This is a genomic window from Candidatus Neomarinimicrobiota bacterium (genome assembly GCA_030743815.1).
Classification (GTDB): Bacteria; Fidelibacterota; Marinisomatia; order Marinisomatales; family S15-B10; genus UBA2146.
Map to the genome: position 1 here is coordinate 1 of JASLRT010000116.1, position 8,367 is coordinate 8,367.

Annotated in this window: 9 protein-coding genes and 1 tRNA gene; 3 read left to right on the forward strand and 7 right to left on the reverse strand. The window is 50.9% G+C overall.

Translation table 11 applies throughout. The features are described 5' to 3' along the window. The coding region (add, locus tag QF669_09340) for an adenosine deaminase (GenBank protein MDP6457633.1) at nt 1-986 on the forward strand (986 nt) is incomplete at its 5' end. 164 nt (nt 987-1,150) lie between these two features. On the opposite strand, the gene QF669_09345 is transcribed toward add, so the two are convergent. Both QF669_09345 and QF669_09350 read right to left on the reverse strand, forming a co-directional pair. Then, nucleotides 1,151-3,598 (reverse strand): hypothetical protein, encoded by a 2,448-nt coding sequence (locus QF669_09345; GenBank protein MDP6457634.1) that lies wholly within the window; start codon nt 3,596-3,598, stop codon nt 1,151-1,153. Between the two features lie 17 nt (nt 3,599-3,615). Next, complete coding sequence (locus QF669_09350) at nt 3,616-4,683, reverse strand: site-2 protease family protein (GenBank protein ID MDP6457635.1); 1,068 nt, start codon at nt 4,681-4,683, stop codon at nt 3,616-3,618. 85 nt (nt 4,684-4,768) lie between these two features. On the opposite strand from QF669_09350, the gene QF669_09355 reads away from it, so the two are divergent. Both QF669_09355 and QF669_09360 read left to right on the forward strand, forming a co-directional pair. Then, nucleotides 4,769-4,939, forward strand: a complete 171-nt coding sequence (locus QF669_09355) for a hypothetical protein (protein MDP6457636.1) — start codon at nt 4,769-4,771, stop codon at nt 4,937-4,939. Between the two features lie 9 nt (nt 4,940-4,948). Beyond that, a complete protein-coding gene (locus QF669_09360; GenBank protein ID MDP6457637.1) occupies nt 4,949-5,350 on the forward strand; it encodes a hypothetical protein in 402 nt (133 codons plus the stop codon). A 9-nt stretch (nt 5,351-5,359) separates the two neighbouring features. Here the strand turns inward: QF669_09360 and QF669_09365 are convergent, their stop codons facing one another. From QF669_09365 to QF669_09385, 5 genes are all read right to left on the reverse strand, one after another. After that, nucleotides 5,360-5,860: a hypothetical protein gene (locus QF669_09365; protein MDP6457638.1), complete on the reverse strand. Its 501-nt coding sequence runs from the start codon at nt 5,858-5,860 to the stop codon at nt 5,360-5,362. 56 nt (nt 5,861-5,916) lie between these two features. Then, nucleotides 5,917-6,303, reverse strand: coding sequence for an SgcJ/EcaC family oxidoreductase (locus QF669_09370; protein MDP6457639.1), 387 nt, complete (start codon nt 6,301-6,303; stop codon nt 5,917-5,919). Between the two features lie 112 nt (nt 6,304-6,415). Beyond that, nucleotides 6,416-6,508, reverse strand: a tRNA-Sec gene (locus QF669_09375). A gap of 120 nt (nt 6,509-6,628) precedes the next feature. Further along, complete coding sequence (locus tag QF669_09380) at nt 6,629-7,588, reverse strand: SPOR domain-containing protein (GenBank protein MDP6457640.1); 960 nt, start codon at nt 7,586-7,588, stop codon at nt 6,629-6,631. Continuing rightward, nucleotides 7,554-8,367, reverse strand: an 814-nt coding sequence (locus QF669_09385) for a tetratricopeptide repeat protein (protein ID MDP6457641.1), incomplete at its 5' end; no start/stop codon positions are given. The genes QF669_09380 and QF669_09385, both read right to left, overlap by 35 nt.

The window sequence follows — 8,367 nt, forward strand, 5'->3', positions numbered from 1 at the left end:
ACCAGGCGCAAAAAGACAAGGTTGAGCTCCCGGTTACCGATCCCGAAGAACTGCACAAGATCCTTGCCATCGGCAAAAGACGATGTACACTGGAGGAATATATCGACAGGTTTGAGCTGACTCTCAGCACATTGCAGACTCACGACAGTCTGGTGCGGGCGGCGTGCGAGCTGGCAGAAGATGCGGCAGCGGAGAATGTGCGCTACATCGAGGTCCGATACTCGCCGATCCTGCATACAAAGCAAGGTATGACACCTCAGGAAGCAGTGGAAGCGGTACGGGAAGGTCTCAAGCGGGCCGAAAAAGCGTTCAACATCAAGTCGGGCATCATCATATGCGGTATCCGTAACATCAGTCCTGAAATCTCTCTCAAACTTGCAGACTTAGCTGTTCAGTTCAAGAACAAGGGCGTCGTTGGTTTTGACCTCGCCGGAGCGGAAGAAAATTTTCCCGCCAAACATCACCGCGAAGCATTCTATCTCATCCTAAACAATAACATCAACGCCACTATCCACGCAGGAGAGGCGTTCGGTCCAGAGTCGATTCATCAGGCAATTCATTATTGCGGCGCACACCGCATAGGTCATGGCACCCGGTTAAAGGAAGACCACAATTTGATGCAGTACATGAATGACCATCGAATTGCCATTGAGGTCTGCCTTACGAGCAACTTCCACACAAAGAGCGTCCGCAGTCTCAAGTATCATCCTGTACGCTATTACTACGATCAAGGTCTTCGGGTCACACTGAATACCGATAATCGTCTCATATCTAACACCACCTTGACTGAAGAATTCTGGACGGCGCATGAACTTTACGACTTTAACCTCTACGATTTCCGCGAGGTCATTATCACCGCCATGAAGAGTTCATTCTTGAACTACAGCGAACGGAAGCAGATGATCAGAACAATTGCGGATGAGCTGGAAGGAGACTTTGGGCTGGTGCCGGAGTACTTTCCCAGTCAGCAGACCAGCAAAGAGTAGCGCGGAGGCACCCATATCTACCCCATGACAGACTCCGCCGTTGAGCTAACGGAGAAGAGCTATCTGGGAACTGTTCTTTCGATGGAGTCTCGAATACTCCGGACAACTGTCTAAAGATCCTCGCTCCGAAATCTGAGCCGCGGAAGGATGGTCAGCCGCTTCACTCACTCGCGAATCACAGCAATCTTTGTCACTTTGGACTCGCCACTCTCGGCGTAGATCGCCACAAGATAAATACCCGTCCCTACATAGCGGCCGTCGTTCATCTTTCCGTCCCAGAATGCCTGAAAGCCCTGGACTGAAATCGATGTAGACTGAATCTCCCGCAGCACCTTGCCGGAAAGCGTCATGATCTTGAGGGAAGAGTTATCCATCAAACCGTCGATAACCATGGGTGTGGCACTGGGAATTCTGAATGGGCTGGGGAAAGTCTTTACCTTGGAATAAGACTGCTTTTTACCGGCAAAAGGTATTCGCAGTGCGTTGATCCCCTTTGATGTTGCGATGAAGGCGAGTCCGCGCTTATCGTCGATCGCCACTGCTGTCACGGCATCAGAAAGGAGATAGCTGTTGTCGTGGCGGAAACCGCCCCAGTCGGGCCACGGCGTGGCGTTGGCGAGCAACACGTAGAGTCCGCTGGTGACCGATGAAACCCATATATTCTCCCTGCCGTCCATGACCAGTTTCGATCCTTCTCCGAACGGCACGCCCGAGAAATAAGTAAAGAAATAGGGTGTTACTTTCGTGTAGTCTCCGCTGAAAGTCAGCCGCTGGAGTCCTTGTGCGGTGAGAACCAAAACCATTTCCGGCTCGGGCGAGATAAGAGACCAGATTGTGTTATTGTCTAGGCCGTGGTTTGTTGAGAAGTTCACCCACGTCACAGGCAAATCATCGCTCTGATCCGCGATGCCGTCGTTATCGTCATCCCAGTCCTCCGCATCGGGAAGGTCGTCGTTGTCATCATCAGAGTCGAGGGCGTCTGGTACGCCGTCACCGTCTGAACTCTGATCCAGCTTGAGCACGAACAGACCGTCATCCTTACTGCTGCCGATGAGTACAACATTCTTCTCCGGTGTGACGATATCGGTGGGGTTGTCGAGTGTCTGTAGAATCCCACCGCCCAGCTGTGGAATATTGAACCACTCTCCGCCGGAAGTGGCTACCGAAATCTTCTTGTCGAGATCACCCGCCCCAAAGTTGGCGATCCAGAGATTGCCGTCACTATCATGATGGAGGCCACGGACATTCATGTAGCCACGTTCATCAAAAGGCTCAAGTCGACCGCCTGTGGTGTCGTAAACCATAAGACCACCGGGGTCGTTCAGGTCGATAATCACCACGCCGCCACCTACAGGCTGATCGAAATCGTTGCGCGCCGGAATCACGCCCTGATAGGAGAGCGTAATGATCTCCCTCTCCTCCAGTAGCGACCAGACGCGATTCATCCGCAACTGAACAGTATCGGCAACAAACCTGTTATAAGCTTCGGGACCGTAACCGTAAACGGCCCATTTTGTCTTCGAAGAAATTATATTATACCAGCCATCCTCATTGAGGATAGAGATTCCCTCGGGACCCGCCGCCACGAGACGGCCGTCGTCCAGAACCGCCATGGCCGTATAGACATTGCTGATGGGTGAATTGTGCGCCAGCCATTCGAACCGTTCCCTGTCAGGCCGCCAGACGGCGAATCCGTGGTCGCTGTCCACCACAACATTGCCGTCACTGAGTGCCAGTAGCTGCTGAGCCCTTGCGCGGGTCCTCCAAGTTTCAGCGATAGTTCCATCGGCCCCAAAACGGACGAGTTTCCATCTTGTAATCCCGTAGAGGGTTCCATCGGCCGTTAAAGCTACATCCAATAAGAGTGTCGTGTCAGCATATGCTGCACTCAGAAGTTTCGATTCGTCACCGTAAAGCCACACCTCGCCGTTGGCCACAACCAGCATATCCTCATCAAGATCACTGAAGACGGTGACGTCCTTCTCTTCGAATCGTGTTACACTTTCCCAATTTTGCGGATAGTTGAGAATATACTTTCTGAAATCACCGAAGAAGATACCCCTGTCAGTCCCGGCATACAGAATATCGCCGCGGATGGTCAGCCCGACGATGGCACCGAGGCGGTCCACTGAGGGGTTCAGGATTTGACGATAGATGAAATTGCCGTCTCGATTGGTAAACTCAAGAATTCCCCAGTCGAGATTCTGCGCATAGGCGACGAAGACGACCGAGTCCAAAGTGGCGATATCGGTAATCTGCGACAGTTCAAAGTCAAACGTTTTTATGGATTGGCGATTAGCAAGGTCGTAGATCTGCACGATTCCCAGCGGCGCCGCACTGCCGAGCCATAGATGACCGTTGACATCGATGGAAAGGGTAGCCAGATCGGTCTCGGCTAATCCGTCCACGTTGGTAAGCGTCTCGAACTCAGTCGTGACAGGATCGTAGATGAGGATTCCGCCGGAGGTGACAGAAACCAGTTTGCCGTCGAGCTCAATAGTTTCACGAACATTAAGGAAGGAGGTGTACGATTTCCACTGCCCCACGCGGCTCTGAGCCGACGCCGTAGCGATAAGAAGAATAGTCAGTGTCAGAATCCTGAGGCGGCGCATGAACATCAGCCGGTCACTTAGCCGAAGGGGACGGGGACAAAGCAGATTACAAAAATGATGAGACAGGCGATCCCTACTGTCCTGTCTTTGGATTCGAGTGGTGTTGTCATGTCTAGAATGGGGGGATGTTTCACTGATCGCATGAGCAGCAATATGAGGCCGCCCCAGATGAGCCAGTTCAGTGAGAAAAAGCTGAGGGGAATCAGCATCAGGAAAGCCCACTTTGCCATCTGATTGTGCTTCTCGCCCATTATGGCGTAAGCTATGTGCCCCCCGTCAAGTTGACCGAGCGGGAGTAGATTCAGCATCGTCACCAGCAGACCGATCCAGCCGGCAAAGGCGACAGAATTGAGCATAATGTCCTCATTCTCGGCCAGCCCCGGAAAGACTGTGGTGGTTGCAAATTTCATCAGCAAAGAATCGCCCAGAATGATGGCTGTGCCCGGCTCGATATGCACCACTTGCGACTGACTCAGCCCTAAGAATAGAAGGGGCACTGCCACCAAGAATCCGGCGATAGGCCCGGAAGCGCCAATCTCCAGCAACGCCTTCCGGTTGTGGATGGGACTCTTGATCCGAATGAGCGCACCCAGCGTACCAATGAACGTCGGTGCTGGAATGAAATACGGCAATGTTACATCCACATGATGCTTTCTGGCGTAGAAATAGTGACCGAATTCGTGACAACCTAGAATCAGAAGCAATGTGATTGAAAAAGGGATCCCCATGGTAACATCGCTGACACGCACAAACGGGTTGCCCCCTTCCAGGACGGAGCCCGCCAGGAGAGTAGTGACAACAGTAGCCAAGAAGAGAAAAAGATTAATCTTGGGTATAACGATGACCTGTTCAGGTTTACCAGCAAACTGCGGCCGATCTGTGATCTTCAGCCAGACGGTACCGTCCTGATGACTCACATCCGCATCCACCGGAAAGGAGGCTAGGCGGCGGCGGATCTCCTCCACAGTCTTACCGCTGTGCAAGTCGGCTAATGCTACCCAGGTTTCTCCGCTGGCTCCAACTTTTCTCACCCGCACTAACTCGTCCAGCTCCCTCAGGATTTCTCTGAAATCAGCTTCCGTCATTATTTCGTCCTGTCTAACTTAACGCATGTCGCTCGGTTCCACAATCCCTGACCGAAGCGGCCGCACCAGAAAATGGAGTGCTACAATGAAGTGGAGCGAAATTGTTACAAAACTAACGGTAAACTCCCAACAACAGATTCAAAATGATTCCACTATGCTCCCCGCCTGCTCCCAATCCGCCAGCCGGCGGAGAGGGCGGGCGGTCATCATTTTACTTACGGCGGCTACACTTGACTTGTCGGCCTCGCCGCAATAAATTGGTACTGTGAAAAGGCTCTCCCTTCTTATTGTCGCCCTCCTTTCCCTTTCCACCGCTCAGGACAGACCACTTTTCAATGTAGATGTACGCATAAGAATCGTGCAAGATGATCTGCTGTACGTAGTCGTCCAGATTGATAACAATTCAGGTAGAACGGTCACGCAACTCCACGGATTCCTGACTGAATCTGATCCTTCAGCCAATATTGTCTCCGAGGAAAAGATTGTACACCTCCACAAATATGAACCGATGATGACCGATGGCCAGACGGCGGTGCGGGGTGTTACTTATCCGTTCAATCGCGCGAAAGATCATCGCTACCGCTACCATATCAGTTACGTCAAGTTCAGGAATGATCCGAGGGTCTTTGCCTACAGCCCGGTGGAAGGGCTGATCAGAATCGAGTAATACTTCCCGCTATTCCTTTTTCTTTTCAGTCAGTTTTTTCTGTTTTTTCTTCATGAGGAGAAACTGGTCTTCTCCCTGCATTTGCAGCATCAATCTGTTGATCCACTCCTTACTCTTCTCAGTATAAGCGTCGATCATTTGCATAGAATGTCCTTCGGCCTGCATATTAACAATGATGATGGCGGAAGCGACTGGGATGTAATTGCGGAGGGGATCGTTGTAAAAATTGTCCAGCGACCGGATAAGTTCCGACGTCTTGAGATAATCGACGATCTCACCCGCCAGAATAGAATCGGCCACTGTTGAATCGGCAGGCCATATCTTGAAGTAGTCATACAGCCGCCCATCCAGTAGTCCGTTAACATAGGAGGACTTCACCAGGTAGGCGAACTCCGGATAGCCAGCTGTCTGCCGTGAGAGTCTGTTCCAGTCGTTTCCGTCCCAGAACAGCTTATTCTCCTGGCACCACAACGGCGCCAGGAACAGACACACTAGTAGTAATCTTCTCACCAAAGAACAATTCCTAGCTAGAAGAAGAAAACAAAAATCATATCGTTAGAAAGTTTTCAAGTTTCAGGCATTACTGAAGAGTGATGTGAAATAATTTTCCATTCGATTGTTCCATCCTGTTCCAAAAAATCGTGATAAACAAATGAGAATCTGGCGTTGATTGTCTTGCCATTTGTCACAAAATTGTAATGACCAGAGTTTACGGCATCCGACCCACAATTAAAAACACGAGGGTTCTCTGATACAATCTTAACCTCAACTGGGGATTTCAGCAAGTTTTCAAAATATTCAAAAATCAAATCATGCCCGACCCTTTCCTTGTTGGAAAATGTTCCCAGCAAAATCCCATCCTCATAATAAAGATTGGTAACCTGATTTGGGTCACCACCATTTACTGCAGTCACCCATTTCTGCAACAGTTCAGAGGCGGCTGAATCAGACATATTGATCAATCAGATTGGTTTGACCCTTATGGTTTGTATTTGAAAATACCACCGGCTGATATGATTTTGCCAATAAGCTCTGGGAATGGTTTCAGGGAACCCAGCTGTTTCGCGGGAACGCGTGAGAATCGAACTCACCGGACGGCTCTACACCGTCCCAACGGTTTTGAAGACCGCGGCGGGCACCAGCCTCGCAATCATTCCCAATCCTAAGGCTAAGGATGAGGCAAAGGCGAAGGAACCGATCCAATCGATTCCACAATCATTTCCCTCCTCCTGACCATCGTCAAACCTTAGCCTCAGCCTTCGCCATAACCTAAGAACTTCACTTCTCCAACCTCTCCAACACAATGAACTTGTAGCCGAAATCTGACTTGAGTTTTCGACCGATCTTTTCAGCTTCTCCCCTGGTTTCAAATCTCACAACCTGAACGGCCTGAAGTTTCTTACCACTCACAGTGATGGGCCACAAATCTACGGTGTAACCTTGCTGCTCCAATAGCATCTTCTGACGCATGGCGTTTTGGACGGAACCGTAGGCCCCAACCTGAATGATGAATGGTCGCGGCACAGACTGTTCTGTTGCAGACTTTACCTGGCGCCCCGGTGCCGTTCTCGTCTTCGCAACCGATGGCGGTTTTGGTCTTGGAGCGCTCGCCACCGCCGCCATAGACGGTTGCTTCATCCCTTCAGTCAGAGAAGATGCCGCCGCCGACTCCAGTGGCCGGACGGACAGCGGTCCTTTGCCCTCAAGATTGTAGTTGAAATCGAGAGAAGGAAATTGACGCGAATATCGCCGTATGTAGATCTTTGCGCTGTCATTTTCCCCGATAGCAAGCAGAGAGTTGATCTGCAGGTCTACGGCACGTTGAACATGCGCTGATTTTGGAAAGATCTTGGGCAACTTCGCCAGTTCTCGGCTGGCCTGTGTATAGAGTCCCCGGGCAAACAGATATTCACCCACCTTAATCATGGCGTCGTCCACGTACGGACTGTCAGGGAAGTTTTGGATCAGCTTCTTGTAGGCGATGACGGCCTCCTCGGCTCGCTCTTGTGTAACAGCATCCAGATACGCCACGCCGGCACTGTTGGGATACTGCTCCCACAGTCGTGGCAGTTCGCCGCGCACTCGCTCCAGATCACCCGCCTCGACACTGCGGAACAGAGCAGTAAGATCCTGAGCTGCAATCGGAGTCGCTAGCGTAAGTGCAACAATTAAAACTACAGCTTTTCGCATGGTGGCAAACTCGTCAAGACGATCGGACAGGAGTGCTCTTCCCATCATGAATCAGATCGACAATCTCATCGATCTCTGCCGCCAATTGATCCTTTTGTATCTCGCGCAGAGCAAGCTTCATTTTGGCGAGACGGGCACGGATAGACCTGTTATTCCTTAAGAGGACCTCATCAACGAGAGTCAACGCCTGGTCATACTCTCCCCTGGCAGCCATTACATTTACAAGACCTGAGACAGCATCCGTATTGCCGCCGTCCGCTGACATTAGCTTGCGGTAGAATTCTTCAACGTCGCTAAATCTCCCCAATTCAAACAGAGCCTTCTCCAACCGGACGTAAATTTGCTTTCCCGACCCGGCAGATTTTTCGGCGAATTTCATCCAGTGTTCCACCGCTTTTTCAAGATCTTTTTCCCTCTGAAAAATATTCCCTAGATAGAGGTGAGGATCGGCAAACTGCTCATCAGTCTTCACAGCCTTCAGATAGCAATTTTTTGCCTGCTCAATTTCGCCTCGATCTTCATTCTCTCTACCTTGCATCATAATGTAGCGGGCGTGGTTCCGTAAATCCGGCTCACCCGTAATTCGCTCGAGTTTCTTAAGATATAGCGATGCATCCTGCCAGCGCTTCCGGCGTTCACAGATCTTGACGAGAAACTTAGCTGCCCATTCATTTTTTCTGTCGAGCCGCAAGATACGCTTAGCGTTCTCCTCGGCGCGCGGAAACTGGTTCATTTGGAAATAGTCGTTCGCCAGGCTCCTGTAAATCTCAATCTTTACTTCCGTCCTCAGATTACGCCTGAAGATCAATGACTGGTGGATCTTGACG

Excerpts from the sequence above, each read along its gene's own strand:
- QF669_09345 (MDP6457634.1), bottom strand. The coding sequence starts at position 3,598 with ATGCGCCGCCTCAGGATTCTGACACTGACTATTCTTCTTATCGCTACG.
- QF669_09350 (MDP6457635.1), bottom strand. The coding sequence starts at position 4,683 with ATGACGGAAGCTGATTTCAGAGAAATCCTGAGGGAGCTGGACGAGTTA.
- QF669_09355 (MDP6457636.1), top strand. The coding sequence starts at position 4,769 with ATGAAGTGGAGCGAAATTGTTACAAAACTAACGGTAAACTCCCAACAA.
- QF669_09370 (MDP6457639.1), bottom strand. The coding sequence starts at position 6,303 with ATGTCTGATTCAGCCGCCTCTGAACTGTTGCAGAAATGGGTGACTGCA.
- QF669_09380 (MDP6457640.1), bottom strand. The coding sequence starts at position 7,588 with ATGATGGGAAGAGCACTCCTGTCCGATCGTCTTGACGAGTTTGCCACC.